Here is a 17,646-nt window from a genome sequence, read left to right as displayed (position 1 = left end):
CTACGACTGCGGGCGACTGCTCCAGATGACCCTGCGGTCCTCGCATTCGAGGTCGGATGCGACCGGGTCTTCTCCGCCGCGCTCAGCGGTGACGCTTCGGCACAGCACGAACCCCGATCCGCTTTCGGACCGAAGGACGACCGGCAGACAGAGCTCTCTGCGCGACGGGGCGATTCCGGAGAATCCGAGAATCTCCTCGGCTTCGGTGGTGCTCGCGGCGCAGAGTTCGATCGACTTGTAGTGCTGGACCAGCTGCATGGCGCTCACCCCTTCGAAACGCAGGTCCAGACATACGGTGTCCACGCTGTCGGGAACGGCCCGAAGGAGCAGCTGGGAGTGCCCGACGCCGTACCGCCAGACCCTGAAGGTCCGATCGGATCTGAACATCACAGCCGAACTCACGGCCGCTCTCGGGCCGTTATTTGAAGGGGTTGGCATCTACCTTACCTCCCTTGTACCAGGTGATCCTGTCCCACGCCTCCGGAGACTGACTGACCTTGTAGAGCTCCCAGTTCGTCAGTTTCTCGAAGCCGCTCGGATCGACCGACTTGCCCGCACGGGCCGCGGCGACGGGGTCCGTGATCCCGTCCAGGTTGAACGAGATCTTCGCCGTGGACTCCGAAGAAAGGTACGCCTCGAACTTCTTGTACCACGGGCCATTGCCAGGCCAGTCGTGATACGTCAGGGCTTCGCGTTCCATGGCGAACTCGTCGAGGGCCCATTCGTTCTCGCCCACCGTCTGCAGGCCGAGAGCGATGTGTTCGCACACGGAGCCCGAGTTGTGCACCAGGACCGGGGTACCGCCCGCAAGGACGTAGTACGTGTGGAGGTCGTCGACGGTGAGGTTGTAGGCCGAGTGCAGCCGGTGATAGCGGTGGACGCCGGCCACGACGACGGTCCGGCCGTCGCTGGTGCGCAGGGTCTGGCCGGGCTCGAGGTCGCCGGCGTCGATCCAGTGGTGGGAGCCGGGCGACCAGAAGGGGTGGTGCTGGGTGGCGGTGATCCGTGCGTCGCCGGCGTCGATCGTGATGTCCGCGAAGTCGGTGTCGTCCGGCGTGTAGATCGTGTCGGTGACGGTACGGCCTTCGGTGCGGCCGCTTTCTGGATCGGTGGCAAGGACCGCGTCGTCGATCCGGACGTCCTGGATCTGCTTGGTCGTTCCGTCTGCCATCAGCACCCGGGTGGTGCCGGGGAAACTGTTGCGCTCGCACGTCTTGCCCAGGATCTTGCCGATCTTGGCGGCAAGCCCGGCGAGGGCCTCGTTGGACAGCCCGTCGAGGGCGCGCAGCGCCTTCCAGGCGTCCGCGTAGCCGATCCCGGTCCTGGCAGCGGCGTCGAGGGCCTTGACGGCACGCGCGATCGGCGCGAGCGCGCCTTCGAGCGGGACGTACGTGGCGAGGCTCCAGGCACAGGCGGACTTGTCGCCGTGCCAGCAGTCCAACAGGTCCTCGGCGAAGAAGGAGAACAGGATCGATCCGGCGACATCACCGAAGAGGCTCTGCCATCCGGCGCGGACGATGTCCTTGCCGGAGAACTTGTGCGTCCAGCCGTCGATCTTGATGTTCTTCAGCGTCGCCCGCTTGAGGAACTCCCACGCCTGCTTCGGGCATCCGTCGGCCGTGGCCTGGGCCTGGTCGTCGGTGCACAGGTAGATGTCGGCCTCGTAGGTGACGACCAGGTCGAACGTCGCGTCACAGCCCACGAACGCGGCGTCCGGCATCCCCGGGCAGGTCCCGATCTGCCGGGAGCTGACGATCTGCACGGTTGACTCGTCCGGCACGGCGAACACGCCCGGGATACCCGTGCCGGTGCCCTGGGACGCCTCCTTGTTGGCCTCCCCCCGTTCCGTCCGGTCGGCCGCTTCCTGAGCTTCCCTGGCGTACTTGTCCGCGTCCTTCGCCGCCTGTTCGGCCTCGGTGGCGGCGGCGTCGGCGCGATCGGCCGCCGCGCGGGCGTCCTTTGCGGCCTGCTCGGCCTGGCCGGCCGCGGAGCGGGCCGCTTCGGCGTCCAGTTCGGCGGCGTCGGCGGAATCGCGGGCGTCCTTGGCGTAACCCTCGGCGTTGCCCGCGGCCTTGTCGGCGGCTGCCGCGTCCTCGGCGGCCTGCTGGTCGTAGCCGATGGTCCGGGCCAGTGACGCCTGCGCCGCGGCCGCGGCCTTCGCGGCGTCGGCCGCGTAGCCGAGGGCGTCCTTGGCGTAGGTGCGGGCGTCGGCGGCGTACTGGGCGGCGTTGGCCGCGTGCTGGTAGGCCTCCTTGGCGTCGCCCTTGGCCTGGTCGGCGAGGTTCTTCGCCGCGTCGGCCTCGGCGGCGGCGTTCTTGGCGTGCGCGTCCGCGACGGCCTGCTGCTGCTCGGCGATCGTCTTCGACGACTGCCCCGTCAGCACCACCAGACCGGCGGCCGAGTCCGTGTCCACGTACGGCGAGCCGAGTTCCACGGCGTCGTTGGCGGGCGCGGCGACCTGCTGGGCCGACTTGCCGGCGTCGACGGCCGCCTGCGCGGTGACGTGGGCGAACCCCGCGGCCTTCGCCGCCGCCGCGAGCGCGTTGCCGGCCTCCTTGCCGGCGCTGTCGGCCTGGGCCCGGGCGTCCTTCGCGTGCTGCTCGGCCTCGTCGGCCAGTTTCACCGCCGCCGTCGCCTCGGACGCGGCATGCTGTGAGGCCGCGATGGCGTCCGCCACGGCGCTGGTGGCCGTCTTCACCGCCGAGTCCGCCCTCAGCTTGGCGGCTTGCGCCGCGTCCGCGTCAGAACGGGCACGCTTGGCCGCGGCTTCCGCACGCGTCGCCGCGGCGTCCGCGTCGGCCGCGGCCTGCGTGGCGGCGTCCGCCTCCGAACGGGCCCTGCCCGCCGCGGCTTCGGCGTCGTCAGCCGCCGTGTCCGCCTGGTTCGCCGCGGCACGAGCCGCGTCGGCAGCGTCACCGGACTCGAGTTTGTCGGCGTAGGCCTGCTTCGCGTCGGCCTTGGCGCGCGCCGCGTCCGCCTTCTGTTCGGCGTCCCACGCGTCGTCGCGCATGTCCCGGGCGTGGTCCTTGGCCGTGACCGCGTCGTCCCGCCGGTCCTCGGCGGTCTTCTCGGCGGCCTCGGCACGATCCTTGGCGTCCTTCGCCTTCGCCGCCTCGGACTCGGCGTTCTTGCGGTGCTCCAGGGCCTCGGCCCGGCTGGCGGCGGCGTTCTCCTTCTCCGCCTCGGCCGTCTTCTCCTCGGCCTCGGCCGCGAGGCGCTTGGCGTGCGCGTCGGCGGCGGCCGCCTTCGCGTCGCCCTCGGCCTTCACCGCCACGGCGAGTTGCGCCTCCGCGGTCTCCTTGTCCTTCTTGGCGTTGTCGCGATGGACCTTGGCCGCATCGGCCGCGGCCTTGGCCTGCAACTCGGCCGCCTCCGCGGCCTTCTTGCGGAACTCCGCGTTCGACTGCGCCGCCTGTGCCAGGGCGCGCTGCGTGATGGTCGCGCTGTCCCCGGCCGCGGCGCGCGTTGCGGCCTCCGCGGTCTCGCCGGCCTTCTCCAGCGCCTGGAGGGCGGCGGCCGCGCCCTTGATGACCTGGTCCTTCTGCAAACCGACCAGCAGACCCCGGCCCCGCGGAGCACCCGCCGCGTCGGCGATGGCGTAGGCGGCCTGGAGCGCGGTGTCCGACGTGGTCGCGGCCTTCTGCGCCGTGGCCAGCTGCGTCTTGACCACGGCGAGCTGCTTCTTCGCCTCGGCCTGCGCCGCGGTGACGGCCGCCTTGGCCTTGTCCACGTCGGCCTTGGCGGGCGCGCTGCCGGTGTGGGTCTTGGCGACGATCCGGAACTTCTGTGCCGCGGAGCCGTTGCACGCCGACGAGACGGCGTCCTTGCTGTTGTCGAACGTCGGCAGATGCAGGCACTTGCCGGACGCCGCGTTCACCAGCGGACCGGCGCTGCGCACGTCGAACTTCCACTGCTGGGCCTTGGCACTGCCGCAGTCGCGGATCTGGATCTTCGTGCCGTCGGCGGTGCCGCCGTTCAGTACCTCAAGGCACTTGCCCGAGTTGGGGTTGCGCAGGGTGCGGCCGCCGTCGTAAGTGGCCCACATCTGCCACTTCTGGCCGGCCCCGGCGTTACAGGTGTAGACCTGCACGGGGGTGCCGTTGGTCTTGCCGGCGCCCTGGACGTCGAGGCACTTGCCGGCCGCGCCCGGCACCTGGATCTCCAGCTCGCCGTCGCCGATCCAGTTGAAGCCGCCCTCGGTGTAGTAGTCCAGCCAGCGGGTCGAGTAGTCCGCGATCCACGACTGCCCCAGCAACTTGCCCAGCGCGAACGTGCCGTCCCGCAGGGCCGTTCCGGCGCTGCTGGAGGCGGCAAGGACCTGGTTGCGCTGGGTGGCCTGCGAAGTGATCTCCTGCTGCCACTCGGCGGACGCCTGCGCCACCTCCTTGCCCAGTACACGGTCGGGGTCGATCGGGTCGTGCCAGGCGCACGACGCGAACCGGGTTTTGAGGTCCTCCACCGCGATACGGAACTCCGGGGTGTCCGGCGTCGGCGCGGTCGTGGGGAAGCCCCCGGAGGCGAGGAAGACACGGGCGTCGTCGGCGAACACCCGCGGGACGAAGATCTCGTTCGGGACCGGGTCGCCGGAGTTCTTCTTCCACAGCTTCCAGGCTTCCTGCTCCTGGCTCGTCCCGCCGTTGGTGTACAGCGGGTCTCCGACCGCGAGAGCGGCCTTCTTCGCCTGGTCGTCCGCCTGCGGTGACGGGTCGTAGAAGGGGGACAGCAGGTCGATCGACTTGAAGTACGACTGGAAGAGCCAGGGCAGCAGCCCCGTCTTGTCGAAGAGGTTCTCCTTCTCGGGGGCGCCGGGGTAACTGTCCAGGCCGCTGACGGCGTTGCCCCATGCCTGACGGGTGTCGTCGGTCTTCTTCACCCAGGCGTCGGAGTCGTCGTGGTCCTTCTGCAACGCCTGGGCGAACGCGCCGGTGCCCCAGGTGCGGTCCGCCTTCTGGTGCAACTGGTCCGCCGGCAACGGCAGGGAGGCAGCGGACAGGCCGTACATGTCCGGCCCGCCCCTGCGCAGCCCGTCGGCCATCAGACACTGGTCGAACCGGAGTTGCTCGGCCGCCTTGGCGTCGTACCCGTCGTAGGAGTCGGCGGCCGGAGCGGTGCGCGGGTCACCGGCGACGGCGGAAGCCGGCTGTACCGCCCCGGTCGCCAGAAGAGCGAGGGCGAGGACCGCGACGACCGGAGTCGCCAAGCCCGCCATCCATCTGGGGCGTCCGAATTGCCGGCGTACAGGTCTACGCAACACGCGTATCCCTCTCTGTTGGGGTGGCTGCTTCAGGCGCACTCCTGGGAGGGACAGCTCGGGCCCGCGCATGGGCCCTCACATGGTGGTGGCGCTCCCCCCGTGGACACGCCGAGCACTCCTGGACAAAGGGACTGGTCAGGTCCGTCCAGGAGCGGACGCCACCATAGACATACGGCTGATTCCGATGGCAAGGACGTTGGGGCCAGGGGTAGTTACTGTCGGTAGCCTCCGCGCGGCACGGAGGGGCCGGACGGATCCTGTGCGCAGCCTGTGAGCAACACTTACCGGCCCCTCACCGATTTCACACCCACACCACCCTCCGTAACCTTGAGATCAACATCACAGACGCGGCGAGGACCGTGCCGGGGCGCAAGGCCGCGCCCGTCACGGGCCGTTGGGGCCGTGCTCACCCCGCGCCCCTCCGGCCACGGCCACACCGCGGAAACCAAGTGCGGGCCTGCCGTGGGCCACGGCAGGATGGGTCCATGGAACAACCGCTTGACGTGCCCGAACTCGCCGCCGGTGCCGGCTTCGTGCTGCGGCGATGGCGTCTTTCTGACCTTCCGTTGGTCCGTGAGGCGTCGGAGGACGACTACATCCCGTTGATCACGACGGTGCCCTCGCCCTACACCGAGTCGGCCGGCGTCGCGTTCGTCGAACGCCAGTGGGGCCGGGCGACCACGAGGGCCGGGTACACGTTCGTCATCGCGACCTCCGCCGGCCGGCCGGTCGGCCAGGCGGGGCTGTGGTTGGACACCCTCGAACAGGGCCGTGCGTCGCTGGGCTACTGGGTCGTCAAGGCAGCGCGTGGCCAGGGGGCCGCCGTGGCCGCCGTCAGCGCGGTGGACGGCTGGGCGCTGCGGGATCTGCGGATTCCCCGGCTCGAACTGTGGGTCGAGCCCTGGAACACGGCGTCCGTGCGAACCGCCGAGCGTGCGGGATTCCAACGCGAGGGACTGCTGCGCGGGTGGCGGCGGGTCGGGGGCGAACGCCGGGACATGTTCATGTACTCACTGCTGAACGACGAGCTGTGACGCCGTTGGGCCTGCCGTCGGAAGTACCCGGCATCCGGGCCCGGCCGGTGACGCCACGACACCGCATGGCCGGACCCGAGTCCGGCAGCTCGGCGCACCGGGTCACGCCCACCGATCGGATCGGCTCCTCGCCGGATCGTCTGTGACACCTGTGGATAGGGTTACGGCATGTACACACGGGGGCGCAGGCTCAGATTCACAGCGGTGTCGGCCATGGTCGTACTGGCCCTGACCGGGTTCTCGTCGACCCATGGCCACCGAAGCCGCAGCCATCACGGCGGTGACGGTGGCGGTTGCAGCAGTTCCCGGCAGGACCACGACAGTTCGACGCCGGCCTCCGGCGGCGACGTCACCCGCCGTTCGCGGCCGACCCGCGCTTCCACCCCGACGCCGTCCTCCTCCGGCGCCACCGCCCGGCCGCAGAAGGACGGCACCGCTGTCCTCGTGCACTGCGCGAGCCCGGACGACCCCTACGCCACCGTCGAGGTCAGGAACCCGAACGCGAGCGAGAGCCTCTTCACCGTGAAGATCACCTTCAAGGACGGGTACGGCGGCACCATCGTCAAGACCTCCGACCAGACGTACGTGTCCGCGAAGGGCACGGCGACCCTGCGCGTGGCCGTCGCCGGCACGGGACGCGTGGACGACATCGAGCACTGCGAGGTCAACCCCAAGGCGGCGGTCGACCGCTAGGGTCTGTCGTTCGGATCATGCCGCGGGCGCGGGGTCTGGCACGCACGTCTGCGGCGTTGTCGTCGGGCGCGGGCTGCCCACCGGTGACTGTCCTCCCGCGGTGTTCCGACCGGGTACGGCGTGGTCTCCACCGCCCAGAAGGGCGGTGGAGACCACGCCGTAGCACGGGAGTTCACGGCGGCGGGAACAGATCCGTCACTTGATGCCCGTCGTGGCGATCCCCTGGACGATCTGCCGCTGGAAGACCAGGAAGACGGCGACGAGCGGGATGAAGCCGAGGACCGAGGAGGCCATGATCTCGGCGTACTGGGGGCTGCTCGGGTCCACCAGCGAGGCGAGGCCCACCGGGATGGTCTGGGACCTGGTCTGGCTGAGGACCAGCAGTGGCCACAGGAAGGAGTTCCAGGAGGTGATGAAGGTGAGAATCGCGACCGTGGAGACGGCCGGGCGGCAGATCGGCATGCAGACGCTGGCGTAGACCCGCCACCAGCTCGCGCCGTCGATACGCGCCGCCTCGATCAGCGCGGTGGGGATGCCGCGGAAGAACGAGTGGAAGACGAACACCGAGATCGGTGCCGCGACCGACGGCAGGACCAGCGCCCAGAACGTGCCGAGCAGATGGAACGACCGGTACTCGATGAACTGCGGCAGCACCAGCGCCTCGGTCGGCAGCATCAGGCCGGCCGTGACGACGGCCATGACCAGGGCCCGGCCCCTGAAACGCAGGAAGGCCAGCGCGAATCCGGCCATCGAGCAGAAGGCCACCGTGAAGATCACGGCAAGTACCGAGATCACCAGGCTGTTGAGGTACCAGGTGCCGATCGGGTGGTCGTCCCAGGCGGTCGAGTACGCGTCCAGCGACCAGCCGCCGGCGAAGATCGACGCAGGGCTCTGGGTGATGGCGGCGTCGTCGCGCAGCGAGGTGATCAGTGCCCAGACGAAGGGCACCAGCCAGATCAGGGCGAACAGGGTCAGGCACACGGCGCAGAGCCGGTTGAAGAGCTTGGCGCCGTTGACCGCGCCCTTCGGCTCGGCGGTCCGCGGCTGGGTGATGGTGGTCAAGGGGTCCTCCGCTCAGGCCGCGCTGCCGGTCGCGCGACGGCGCCGCAGCCCGTACCAGGCCGCCGAGATCGCGACGATGATGACGAAATACACCATGGTGACGGCAGCGCCGTAGCCACCGCGGTAGGCGGTGAAGCCGGTGTCGTAGATGTACTCGATGACCGGTCGGGTGGACTGGTTGGGTCCGCCGCCGAGCAGCTGGTAGATCTGGTCGAACACCTTCAGCGAGGCGAGGATCTGCAGGATCAGCACCAGGCTGGTGGTCCGGCCGAGCAGCGGCACCGTGATGTGGCGGATCTGCTGCCAAGGGCTCGCGCCGTCGATCGCCGCCGCCTCGTAGACGTCCGCGGGGACGTCCTGGATCGCGGCGGTGTAGAGGACGAAGTTGAAGCCGAACGTCCACCACACGGTCATCAGCACGACGGCGGTCCAGCCGCCCGAGGTGCTGCCGATGAAGTCCGGCACCGGTAGTCCGACGGCGTCGAAGACCTTCGGGATGAGGCCGATCTGCGGGGTGTACATCCACAGGAAGACCAGGGTGACGACGGAGGACGGCACGACGTACGGCACGAAGAAGGCGATGCGGTAGAAGAGCCGGCCGCGTCGTATCCGCGAGGCGAGGACGGCGACGCCCAGGGCGAGGATCACCAGCGGGGGCGTGGTCAGCAGGGTGAAGAGCACCGAGTGCCACATGCTCTCCCAGAACAGGGAGTCGGTGAGCACCTCGTGGTAGTTCGACAGGCCGACGAAGTCACCGAGTCCGCTCTTGACGGTGGTGGTGTTGAAGAAGCTCAGCACCACGCCGACGAGCAGCGGGCCGACCAGGAACAGCAGGTAGACGACGAGGAAGGGGGCGGTGAGGAGTCTGCCCGCCCGGCCTTCGGAAGGGGAGGGCCGGTCGGCGGTGAGGTCGGTGCGTGATGCGGCTCGGGCCGGTCGCGCCGGGACGACGGTCGTCATGGTGACTGCCTCCTACTTCATCGTGACCGGCGGTCGGGACGTGGTGTACCGCTTCAGGGCGGAGCGCATCGCGGCGGCCATGCCCTTGGGCGTGATCCGCCCGGCGAGCGCCTCGATGACCGTGCCGCCGATCACGCCCTGGAAGTCCGAGCCGGCGCCGGTGTACCAGGCCACCGGGTCGTACTGGGCGTTGAACGCGGCCTCGACGTAGTTGTGCTGCGGTGACTGCTCGAGGAACGCCTTGCTGCGCTGCGTCGGCAGCCAGGCCGGGATGTGTCCGCCCTCGGCCCACACCGCGCTGCTGTCCAGGAGGCTCCTGACGAACTTCGACGCGTCGCGGGTGCGGGTCTCGTTGCCGCGGTCGTTGCGCGGCAGGACGAGGGCGTGCGAGTCGGCGTACGCCACCGGCTTCGCGCCGAGCAGCGCCGGGAACGGCACGACGTTGAACTTCAGGTTCTTGACCTGCCGGTACGTGGGGATCTGCCACTCGCCGTCGAAGAGGAAGCCGGCCTTCTTGGTGCTGAAGAGGACGTTGGCGCCGGCTCCGGTGAGGTTCTTCGGCATCAGGTCCGGACCGGTCAGGCTCTGCATGAAGGCGACCGTCTCCTGCATCGCCTCGTCGTCGATGGCGATCTTCGTGCCGGAGTCGGTGACGATCGGGCCGGCGAGTCCGGAGTAGATCATGCTGAAGAAGCGCCAGGCCGTGGACGGGTCGGCGGTGATCGACATGACCGCGCCGTACTGGGCTCCGCCCGCGTCCTTCATCGCCTTCACCGCGTCGACGAAGTCCTCCTTGCCCTTGAGAGGCACGAGGTCGTCGCCCGCGGCGTTCAGCAGCCCGGCCTTGCGGGCGATGTCCACGTTGTAATAGAGGACGAAGGGGTGCGTGTCGAGCGGGACCGCGTACACGATGCCGTCCACGGTGGCCTTCTTCCAGGCCGCCGGGGTGAACTGGTCCTCGGTGACACCCAGCTCGCCGAGGGGGGTCCGCTCGATCGGCTCCAGCAGGCCGGAGGCGGCCAGCAGCGGAAGCCGCGAGAGGTGGGTGATGCCGACGTCCGGCGGCGTGCCGCTCGCGGTGGCCAGTGCGAGCTTCGTGTAGTACGGATTGCCCCAGCCCAGGACGGTCGCCTCGACCGTCGTGCCCGGGTTGGCCTTCTGGAAGGCCTTCTCCATCACCACCATGTTGGCGCCGTCACCACCGGTGAAGAGGTTCCAGAAGATGACATCCGCCGTGTCCGGTTGCGAGCCCGTCAGACCGGACGCGAGCGGGGAGGAACACGCCGCGAGCCCTCCGGTCAGGGCAAGGCCACCACCGAGGGCAAGAAACCGCCGGCGCGCCATCGCTCCGCTCATAGGGGTATTCACCTCGTTAATTCGATGTGAACTCGATGGCGCAGACCCTCGCACACGATTTGCAACGATGCAATAGATGGTCGGGAAGAAGTCCCCGGGGCCCGCTGCCACCGCCACGGATCACTCCGGTGCGGGCTCGCGCACGGGCTCGCGGCGCGAGGACTCCCGCACGACCAACCGGTACGGCGTGGCCTCCTGGGGGGCCGCCACCACCGCCCCCACCTGCGCGCCCTCACCCGACGCGGCCTCACCGGACTCCCCCGAGGCCTGCATCTGCTCCTCCAGCAGGGCCAGCGAGCGCTCGGCGATGACGTCGAGATCGGGGGCGACGGAGGTGAGCGGCGGGTGGGTGTAGGCGGACTCCTGGACGGCGTCGATGCCGACGACGGCGACGTCCTCGGGCACCCGCACCCCGGAGGCGTCCAAGGCCCGCAGCGCACCGACGGCGAGCGCGTCGTTGAAGGCGAAGATGGCGTCGGGCAGCGGTCCGTCGCCCTCCAGCAGCTCGCGCACGGCCACGTAACCCTGCTCCCTGGTCCAGTCCTCGACCGGTACGACCAGCCAGTTCACCCGCCGCACCCGGGCCGCCGACATCGCCTGCTCGTAGCCCTCGGTGCGCTGGCGGCCGTTCTCGCTGCCGTTGCGGCCGAGCGCGACGATCCAGCGGCAGCCCTGCTCCAGCAGGTGCTCGACCGCGGTGCGCGCGGCCGCCACGTTGTCGATGCCGACCCGCGGGAACTGGTCACCGACGCTGTGCTCACCCAGCATGACCAGCGGAAAGTCCGGCTTCTTGGCGGCGATGTCGGTGGCGGGCAGGGTCAGCGCGCTCAGCAGCACACCGTCGGCGACATTGGTCAGACCGCCCTCGATGATCCGTCGTTCCACCTCGCTGTCGCCCGCGGTCGACTCGACGAGCACCGTGATGCCGCGCCGGCCCGCGGCCCGGATCACCGCCTGGGCCAGCTCGGCGAAGTACGGCTCGGCCAGGAACGGCACCGCGAGGGCGATGAAGCCGGTGCGGCCCGAGCGCAGGCCACGGGCCAGGTAGTCCATGCGGTAGCCCAGCTCGTCGAGCGAGCGCTGCACCTTGGCACGGGTCTCGGGGCTGACGTGCGAGAAGCCGTTGACCACGTTCGACACCGTCCGTACCGACACCCCGGCATGCTCGGCCACGTCCCGCATCCGCACCTTGGCCACTGGGGCCTCCTTCTTCCCGTCGTGCCGGCACTCGGAGCCCGCCGGGTGGCCTCATTCGGCGCCCGGCAGGCTCCCAGAGTCTGCCGCACCGGGGAGCCTCGACTCATCGTCCCATCCCACTCGGACCTTGCATCGATGCAAACGATCACTCATGATGGCAGGGCTTCGATCGTAGAAACGCCTATGCCGGGAATTCCGGAAAGAGGCAGGAGGAGGGTCCGTGAAGGCGAGCGAGCAGGACGGGACGTATCCGAGGCCGATCCTGCGGCGGGAACGGTGGCACAGCCTCGACGGTGCCTGGGAGTTCGGGTACGACGACGCCCGCGAGGGCGAGCGCGACGCGTGGTTCTCCGATGCGGCGACGAAGGCGTTCGACCGGGAGATCACCGTCCCGTTCCCGCCCGAGGCGCCCGCCTCGGGCATCGGGGAGACCGCCGCGCACGCGGTGGTCTGGTACCGCCGGCGCATACCCCACGAGGTCCTCGCCGTCGGCGGCGGCGACCGGTCGCTCGTGCACTTCGGAGCCGTCGACCACCGTGCGAAGGTCTGGCTGGACGGGCGGCTGGTGGCCGAGCACGTGGGCGGCCAGACGCCGTTCACCGCCGATGTCACCGACGCGATGCTGCCCGGCACCGCCGAGCACGTGCTGGTCGTCCGCGCCGAGGACGACCCGGCCGACCTCGCGCAGCCGCGCGGCAAGCAGGACTGGCAGGACCGCCCGCACGCGGTCTGGTACGAGCGGACCACGGGCATCTGGCAGAGCGTGTGGACCGAGACCGTCGCCGCTCGCCACGTCACCGACCTGGCCTGGTTCCCCGACCCGGCACGCGGTGTCGGGGCCGAGATCACCCTGGCCTCGGTGGCGGCCGGCCCGGTGAGCGTGGAGATCGTGCTGAGCCACGACGGCGAGGTGCTCGCCGAGTCCACCACCGCCGTCCGCACCCCGCGCGGCCGCGTCGACCTCGTCGTCCCGGCCCTGCGCAACGGCATCGACCGCGAGGATCTGCTGTGGAGCCCCGAGCGGCCCACCCTGATCGACGCGCGGGTCACCGTCCGCGACGCCGCCACCGCCGAGGTGCTCGACACCGTCGACAGCTACGTCGGCCTGCGCAGCGCCGGCGTCGGCCGGGGCGCCTTCCTGCTCAACGACCGTCCCTACTACGTGCGTTCGGTCCTCAACCAGGGCTACCGCCCCGACACCCTCATCGCGAACTCCGGCACCGGCGAACTACGCCGCGAGGTCGAGCTGATCAAGGCGATGGGCTTCAACGCGGTCCGTATCCACCAGAAGGCCGAGGACCCGCGCTTCCTGTACTGGGCCGACCGGCTCGGTCTGCTGGTGTGGGGCGAGACCGGCGCCGCGTACGAGTACGGCACCGAGGCCGTGGAGCTGCTCACCCGCGAGTGGCTGGACATGGTACGGCGTGACCGCAGCCACCCCTCGATCGTCACCTGGGTGCCGGTCAACGAGAGCTGGGGCTGCTCGGACATCGCCGGCGACCCGGCGCAGCAGGCCTACACGGTCGCGCTCGCCAACCTCACCCGCGCGCTGGACCCGACCCGGCCGGTCATGTCCAACGAGGGCTGGGAGCACACCGACAGCGACATCATGGGCGTGCACGACTACTCCTCCGAGCCCGAGCTGCTCACCCGTCGCTACGGTGACGCCGCCGGGTTCGAGGAACTGCTGGCCTCGCCGGGTCCGGCCGGGCGGAGCCTCTCCCTCCACGCCCGGCAGACGGAGCGCTACCGGGCCGGTGAAGTCCCCCTGATGGTCACCGAGTTCGGCGGTCTGTCGGTGGGCGCCGAGGAGGACGAGTTCTCCTACACGCGGACCAGCTCGGACACGCAGTACGCCGCCCTCCTCGGTGACATCTTCGGAGTGCTGCACAGGAGCCCGATCGTCGCGGGCTTCTGCTACACGCAGTTCATGGACACCGCCCAGGAGACCAACGGCCTGCTCTGTACGGACGGTTCGCCGAAACTGCCGCTGGAGACGATCCGCCGTATCGTCACCGGCACCGGGACCGCCTCCGAGGAGAAGCCCGGGGCGCCGGCCGTGGCCGACGGGGTCTAGCGGCCACGGCCCGGCCCCCTGCCGGTACGCGACGGCCGTGGCGGCGCGGATGCTCCGCGTGGGCGGGGTGATCCGCAGTACGTGGGCGTCGGCGTCCCGGTGCCAGACCGAACGGGTCAGGCGGGTGCCTCCCGCGCTGACCCGGCTCGGCGGTTCGTCCACGCCGAGGAAGGACACGGTCCAGCTGCGGCGGACGGTCTGCCCGGGGAAGGTTCCCCGGGCCGGGTCGATCGTCAGCGGCTGGGTGTCCTGGTGCTCGGTGCGGCGGATCCCGGAGGTCGCCCTACGTCCGGAGCGCGTGGTGCCGTCGTCCTGCAGACGAGGTGTGGCGGGGCGGGGTGAAGGAGTCCCGCCCGACGGCGTCGAAGGCGGGGCTGTCCTCGAAGTGGCCGTCCCCCGCGTACTCGGTCCGGATCAGCGTCGGTGACAGGACTTGGAAACGGGCGTCCTGCACGGTCACGGTGGAGGGACGGGCGGGCCGGTCCGCGGCGGGATCTCGCCAAGGAAGCTGTCACAGCACTCTCCGTCTCCGGCCCAGCCACGTCTGGGCGACCACCACGACGGCAAGGAACGCCCCGCTGACGACCTGCTGGTAGGCCGAGTCGAGCGAGCCGATCTGGTTGATCACGTTCTGGATGACCTTCAGCAGCAGCACCCCGACGAGCGAGCCGCTGATGAAGCCGGACCCACCGCTGAGCAGTGTGCCGCCGATGACCACGGCCGAGATGGCCTCCAGCTCCATGCCGCTGCCGAGGATCGTCACACCGGACAGCAGCCAGGCCGCGTTGAGGGCGCCGGCGAGCCCGGCGCACAGGCCAGAGAGCGTGTAGACGGAGATCTTCGTACGGGCCACCGGTGCGCCCATCAGGGCTCCCGCGTCCTCGTTGCCGCCGACCGCGTACACGTACTGTCCGAACCTGGTCCGGCGCAGCACGACGGCACCGAGCACGAACAGCGCCACGGTGATCCACACGGGCACGCCGATGCCGCCCAGGGAGCCCTGTCCGAGGGTGGCGAAGAAGGAGTCCTTGTCGACGAGATACGTTCTCGAACCCTCGTCGGTGATGGCGAGCAGGATGCCCCGGGCGCCCAGCATCGCCGCGAGGGTGACGATGAACGGCGGCAGCCGGACATGTGCGATCAGTACTCCGTTGACCAGGCCGATCAGTCCGCAGCCGGCGAGCGGCAGCAGCAGGGCCACCGCCGTTCCGTACTGCGAACCCCAGGCGGCGAGGACGCCGCCGAGGGCGAACAGCGAGCCCACCGACAGGTCGATGCCGCCGGTGACGATCACGAAGGTCATGCCGAGGGCGACCACGGCGAGGAACGCCGAGGACAGCGCCATGTTCTCCAGGTTGTCGCCCGTCAGGAAGGTGTCGAAGCTGAACGACGCCACGGCCATGGCGATCACGAGGGTGACCAGGGCGCCGTGTTGCTGAGCGAGCCCGCTCAGCCGCTCGGAACGGTTCGTGCGCCCGGGACCGGCGCCCTTGCGGCTCACGGTGTCGGACGGCATTCCGGCCTCTTCGGTCTGCGTGGTCATCGCCTGCCTCGTTCCCGGGCCGCGTAGACGGCGAGGACGATCACCACGGCCTGGGCGATCTGGGTCCACGACGGCGGCAGATCGTGCTTGATGAGGGTGGTGGTGAGCAGTTGGATGAGCGCGGCACCCGCGACGGTGCCGCCGATGCGTACCCGGCCGCCGCTGAGCGGGGTTCCGCCGACGACCACGGCGGTGATGGCGGACAGTTCCATCAGGGTGCCGAGGGAAGTGGGGTCGCTCGCGGCGAGGCGGGCGGTGGCGAGCACGCCGGCGATCGCGGCGAGGGCGCCGGAGGCGACGTAGACCACGACCAGGACCCGGCGGACCGGGAGCCCGGCGAGCCGGGCCGCCGGGCGGCTGTCGCCCACGGCCAGGACCTGCCGCCCGAAGGTGGTGCGGCGCATCACGAACGCGACCAGCACGGCGAGCGCGGCGGCGATGAGGACCAGGTAGGGCACGCCGAGGACGGCGCCGGAGCCGAGTGCCGCAAGGCCCGGGTCGCGTACGTCTTTCAGCTGGGGCAGCAGGACCAGGGCGAGTCCGCGTCCGGCGACCATCAGGGCGAGGGTGGCGACGATGGGCTGGACGCCCACGAACGCGATCAGCGCACCGTTCGCGAGGCCGATCACGGCGCCCGCGATCACCGCGATCAAGGTGGCGATCCAGGGCCCGTAGCCGAGGTAGAGCGAGAGCAGCGAGGTGGCAAGCGCCATCACGGAGCCCACCGACAGATCGACGCCCTCGGTGCCGATCGCCAACGCCATACCCAGGGCGACGATCAGGACGGGGGCGACCTGGACGGCCTGGGTGCGGAAGTTCTCCGCGGAGGCGAAGTGGGGGGTGAAGGCGAAGTTGAAGAGCAGCAGCACCAGGACGCCGGTGTACACGCCGTAGTCCTGGAGCAGGCGCAGCAGCCGGGCACGGTCCAGCGTGCCGCGCCCGAGGGTGAGTTCAGTCATCGCTCTCTCCAGCGGGTACGGCGGCAATGGCGCGCATCAGTTCGCCCTCGGTGACGGCGTCACCGGTCAGCTCACGGACCACGGCGCCGTCCTTGAGGACGACCACGCGGTCGCTGCCCTCGATCAGTTCCTCGGTGTCGGAGGAGATCAGCAGCACGGCGAGGCCGTCGTCGGCGAGTTCGTCGATGAGCGCCTGCACCTCGGCCTTGGCGCCGACGTCGATGCCGCGGGTCGGCTCGTCCAGGAGCAGGACCTTGGGGTGCAGGGCGAGCCAGCGGGCCAGCAGGACCTTCTGCTGGTTGCCGCCGGAGAGTTCGCCGACCTTCTGGTGGGCTCCGGAGGCCTTGATCCGGAGCCGTTTCATGAACGTCTCCACGATCCGGTCGACCCGGGCGTCGTCGACGAGGCCGAACCGGGACAGCCCGGGCAGCGCGGCGAGCGCGATGTTCTCGCGGACCGACAGGCCCGGCATGATGCCCTCGCTCTTGCGGTCCTCCGGCAGCAGGCTGATGCCGGCGCGGATCGCGGCGGCGGTCGAACCGGCCCGTACCGTCACGCCGGCGACGACGACCCGGCCGGTGTCGGTGGGCAGGGCCCCGGCGATGGCCTTCGCGGTCTCACTGCGTCCGGAGCCGAGCAGGCCGCCGAGGCCCACGACCTCGCCGGGGCGGACCGTCAGCGACACGTTCCGCAGGGTGTGCCGTGCCGTCAGATTGCTCGCGGTCAGGACGGGTTCGGCGTCGGTGTCGTGCGAGCCGGTGAACTTGGTCATGCCCTCCGCGCGTACCTCCCCGATCTCCCGGCCGAGCATCATGGCCACCAGCCGCAGCCGGTCGAGGTCGGCGAGCGGGCCGGTGTGCACGACGCGTCCGTCGCGCAGGACGGTGATCGTGTCGCAGAGTTCGTAGAGCTCGTCCATGCGGTGACTGACGTAGACGACCGCGACGCCGCGCCCGCGCAGCATGCGGATCACCTCGAACAGGGTCTGCACCTCGCGTGGTTCGAGGGAGGAGGTCGGCTCGTCCATGATCACGACGCGGGCGTCGACGGCGACGGCACGGGCCAGCGCGACCATCTGCTGGGCGCCGACGCCGAGTTCACGCAGCGGCCGGTGCACGTCGACCCGGATGCCGAGACCGCGCAGTGCCTCGTCGGCCTCCCGGTGCATGCGCCGGAAGTCGATCAGGCCCAGCCGGTTCAGCGGTTCGCGGCCGAGGAACAGGTTGCGGGCCACGCTCATCAGCGGGACGAGGTTGACCTCCTGGTAGATGGTGGAGATGCCCGCCTGCTGGGCCTGCAGCGGCGTACTGAAACGGACCGGTTCTCCGCCGTACGTGACCTCGCCGCGGTCGGGCCGGTACACCCCGGTGAGCACCTTGATGAGCGTCGACTTGCCCGCGCCGTTCTCGCCGACGAGCGCGTGCACCTCCCCGGCGCGCGCGGTGAAGTCCACGTCGGACAGCGCGCGCACGCCGGGGAAGGTCTTGGACAGCTGGGTGACCGAGAGCACG

General features: G+C 70.3%; 13 protein-coding genes. 3 read left to right on the top strand and 10 right to left on the bottom strand.

Annotated features, from left to right (window positions below):
- Together ACZ4O3_RS06825 and ACZ4O3_RS06820 are read right to left on the bottom strand one after the other, a co-directional pair.
- Complete coding sequence (locus tag ACZ4O3_RS06825; RefSeq protein WP_362728307.1) at positions 1 to 258, bottom strand: hypothetical protein; 258 nt, start codon at positions 256 to 258, stop codon at positions 1 to 3.
- A 160-nt stretch (positions 259 to 418) separates the two neighbouring features.
- Entirely contained in the window at positions 419 to 5,209 is a 4,791-nt protein-coding gene (locus ACZ4O3_RS06820) for an RICIN domain-containing protein (protein WP_467721462.1), read from the bottom strand.
- Positions 5,210 to 5,739: 530 nt separating this feature from the next.
- On the opposite strand from ACZ4O3_RS06820, the gene ACZ4O3_RS06815 reads away from it, so the two are divergent.
- Both ACZ4O3_RS06815 and ACZ4O3_RS06810 read left to right on the top strand, forming a co-directional pair.
- Entirely contained in the window at positions 5,740 to 6,288 is a 549-nt protein-coding gene (locus tag ACZ4O3_RS06815; protein WP_467721461.1) for a GNAT family N-acetyltransferase, read from the top strand.
- A gap of 168 nt (positions 6,289 to 6,456) precedes the next feature.
- Positions 6,457 to 6,981, top strand: coding sequence for a hypothetical protein (locus tag ACZ4O3_RS06810; protein WP_467721460.1), 525 nt, complete (start codon positions 6,457 to 6,459; stop codon positions 6,979 to 6,981).
- A gap of 195 nt (positions 6,982 to 7,176) precedes the next feature.
- Here ACZ4O3_RS06810 and ACZ4O3_RS06805 read toward each other — a convergent pair whose 3' ends face one another.
- The 4 genes from ACZ4O3_RS06805 to ACZ4O3_RS06790 all read right to left on the bottom strand — a co-directional run bounded on the left by ACZ4O3_RS06805 (position 7,177) and on the right by ACZ4O3_RS06790 (position 11,556).
- Positions 7,177 to 8,043 (bottom strand): carbohydrate ABC transporter permease, encoded by an 867-nt coding sequence (locus ACZ4O3_RS06805; protein ID WP_362727361.1) that lies wholly within the window; start codon positions 8,041 to 8,043, stop codon positions 7,177 to 7,179.
- Positions 8,044 to 8,055: 12 nt separating this feature from the next.
- On the bottom strand, positions 8,056 to 9,003 hold the full coding sequence (locus ACZ4O3_RS06800) for a carbohydrate ABC transporter permease (protein WP_467721459.1): 948 nt from the start codon (positions 9,001 to 9,003) through the stop codon (positions 8,056 to 8,058).
- A gap of 12 nt (positions 9,004 to 9,015) precedes the next feature.
- Complete coding sequence (locus tag ACZ4O3_RS06795) at positions 9,016 to 10,359, bottom strand: extracellular solute-binding protein (protein ID WP_467721458.1); 1,344 nt, start codon at positions 10,357 to 10,359, stop codon at positions 9,016 to 9,018.
- Positions 10,360 to 10,479: 120 nt separating this feature from the next.
- On the bottom strand, positions 10,480 to 11,556 hold the full coding sequence (locus ACZ4O3_RS06790) for a LacI family DNA-binding transcriptional regulator (protein ID WP_362727355.1): 1,077 nt from the start codon (positions 11,554 to 11,556) through the stop codon (positions 10,480 to 10,482).
- Positions 11,557 to 11,776: 220 nt separating this feature from the next.
- On the opposite strand from ACZ4O3_RS06790, the gene ACZ4O3_RS06785 reads away from it, so the two are divergent.
- Positions 11,777 to 13,633 (top strand): glycoside hydrolase family 2 protein, encoded by a 1,857-nt coding sequence (locus ACZ4O3_RS06785; protein WP_467721457.1) that lies wholly within the window; start codon positions 11,777 to 11,779, stop codon positions 13,631 to 13,633.
- A 283-nt stretch (positions 13,634 to 13,916) separates the two neighbouring features.
- On the opposite strand, the gene ACZ4O3_RS06780 is transcribed toward ACZ4O3_RS06785, so the two are convergent.
- From ACZ4O3_RS06780 to ACZ4O3_RS06765, 4 genes are read right to left on the bottom strand one after another with little or no spacing between them, the layout of a single operon-like run.
- On the bottom strand, positions 13,917 to 14,093 hold the full coding sequence (locus tag ACZ4O3_RS06780; RefSeq protein ID WP_467721456.1) for a hypothetical protein: 177 nt from the start codon (positions 14,091 to 14,093) through the stop codon (positions 13,917 to 13,919).
- 51 nt (positions 14,094 to 14,144) lie between these two features.
- On the bottom strand, positions 14,145 to 15,176 hold the full coding sequence (locus ACZ4O3_RS06775) for an ABC transporter permease (protein ID WP_362729367.1): 1,032 nt from the start codon (positions 15,174 to 15,176) through the stop codon (positions 14,145 to 14,147).
- Entirely contained in the window at positions 15,173 to 16,135 is a 963-nt protein-coding gene (locus ACZ4O3_RS06770; RefSeq protein ID WP_384994623.1) for an ABC transporter permease, read from the bottom strand. The genes ACZ4O3_RS06775 and ACZ4O3_RS06770 overlap by 4 nt, the downstream gene beginning before the upstream one ends.
- Positions 16,128 to 17,645 carry a sugar ABC transporter ATP-binding protein gene (locus tag ACZ4O3_RS06765; RefSeq protein ID WP_467721455.1) on the bottom strand — a complete coding sequence of 506 codons (1,518 nt, stop codon included), beginning with the start codon at positions 17,643 to 17,645 and terminating at the stop codon, positions 16,128 to 16,130. The genes ACZ4O3_RS06770 and ACZ4O3_RS06765 overlap by 8 nt, the downstream gene beginning before the upstream one ends.
- Position 17,646: the final 1 nt, after the last annotated feature.

Source organism: Streptomyces sp. NPDC026515 (assembly GCF_055567595.1).
Note: the sequence above shows the minus strand (reverse complement) of the source record. Positions and strands in the feature narration are given on the sequence as shown.

Coding starts and splice junctions, on each gene's coding strand:
- ACZ4O3_RS06825 (WP_362728307.1), bottom strand. CDS start 258: ATGCAGCTGGTCCAGCACTACAAGTCGATCGAACTCTGCGCCGCGAGC.
- ACZ4O3_RS06820 (WP_467721462.1), bottom strand. CDS start 5,209: ATGGCGGGCTTGGCGACTCCGGTCGTCGCGGTCCTCGCCCTCGCTCTT.
- ACZ4O3_RS06815 (WP_467721461.1), top strand. CDS start 5,740: ATGGAACAACCGCTTGACGTGCCCGAACTCGCCGCCGGTGCCGGCTTC.
- ACZ4O3_RS06810 (WP_467721460.1), top strand. CDS start 6,457: ATGTACACACGGGGGCGCAGGCTCAGATTCACAGCGGTGTCGGCCATG.
- ACZ4O3_RS06800 (WP_467721459.1), bottom strand. CDS start 9,003: ATGACGACCGTCGTCCCGGCGCGACCGGCCCGAGCCGCATCACGCACC.
- ACZ4O3_RS06795 (WP_467721458.1), bottom strand. CDS start 10,359: ATGAGCGGAGCGATGGCGCGCCGGCGGTTTCTTGCCCTCGGTGGTGGC.
- ACZ4O3_RS06775 (WP_362729367.1), bottom strand. CDS start 15,176: ATGACCACGCAGACCGAAGAGGCCGGAATGCCGTCCGACACCGTGAGC.
- ACZ4O3_RS06770 (WP_384994623.1), bottom strand. CDS start 16,135: ATGACTGAACTCACCCTCGGGCGCGGCACGCTGGACCGTGCCCGGCTG.